This is a genomic window from Agromyces binzhouensis (assembly GCF_004135055.1).
GTDB classification, from domain to species: Bacteria; Actinomycetota; Actinomycetes; order Actinomycetales; family Microbacteriaceae; genus Agromyces; species Agromyces binzhouensis.
On the sequence record NZ_SDPL01000650.1, the window covers coordinates 1 to 1,134 of the forward strand.

The window sequence follows — 1,134 nt, forward strand, 5'->3', positions numbered from 1 at the left end:
GTCGGTCACGCCGGGCAACGCGTCACGGGCGGCGGCGACCTCGGCCGCCGCATCCGCCGCCCGGCGCTCGGCGCGCTTCAGGCGGCGCAGCGCCATCGACGTCGCACCGTACCTGGCAGCGACCCGGTCGCTCTCCTCGTCGACGCCGGTGACGATGTAGGCGCTCGCGATGAGCACCACCTGGCTCGACAGGTTGAGCCAGATCAGCAGTGCGATGAGGGAACCGAACGAGGCGACCAGCGGGTTGTTCGTCGCCCCGCCGACGAACAGGCTCGACAGCACCTGGAGCACCGTCAGACCCGCGCCGCCCAGGAGCGACCCCGACCACAGCGCTCGGGCGCTCGGTCGGAGTCCGGCGAGCAGTCGGAACAGCCCGGCGATCACCGCGGTGTCGATCGCGAAGGCGACGAGGACCGAGAGCGCGCGCGAGCCGGTGTCGAGCAGCGCACCGCCGAAGGGTCGGCCGAGCCATCCGCCGATCGCGTCGAGTGCCCCGGTGCCGACCACCGTGACGACCGCGCCCGCCACGAGGAGCCCCCCGAAGCCGATCGCGATCAGGAGGTCGCGGAGCAGCTGCCAGAGGAAGAAGCGGTCGTCGTCGGGGCGCCCCGCCAGCTGTCGCAGCGCGATCCGGAGCGAGCGGATCGCGCCGATCGCGGCGCCGACGAGGCCGATGAGGGCGAGCGATCCGGCGATGCTCAGGGTGATGGGCTGGATCAGGGTCTCCGGGTCGATCACCGCCCCCTCGCCGATGAGGCCGGGGATCACCCCGCTCACGGTGGTCACGATCGCGTCGATCGCGTCGGGGTTGCCCGCGAGCCAGATGCCCGCGACCGCGAAGCCGAGGAAGGTGCCGGCGAAGACCGAGAAGAGCGTCCGATAGGTGACGCTGTCGGCGAGCACCGCCCCGTGCTGCTCCTGGTAGAGCAGGAACGCGCGCACAGGCTTGGTGCTCAGCACCCACTGCACGATGCGCGTGACCCGTTCGCGGAATCCGCCGCCGGCGGTGGTCTCCCCCGTCTGCTCGCTCATCCCGTCAGGCTAGCGAGCGCGACGCCCCCGATCAGGGCCTTGACGCGCGCGCCGCCCGGCCTCGCGGCGGACGTGCCGCGCGGTCGGCCTTGGCCTGCGCGC

The 1,134-nt window shown here is 72.9% G+C and carries 1 protein-coding gene; it reads right to left on the bottom strand.

Features of this window, described 5'->3' with window-relative positions; all coding sequences use genetic code 11:
• On the bottom strand, positions 1-1,032 hold a 1,032-nt coding region (locus ESO86_RS17385), incomplete at its 3' end, for a YihY/virulence factor BrkB family protein (RefSeq protein WP_165308322.1).
• Positions 1,033-1,134: the final 102 nt, after the last annotated feature.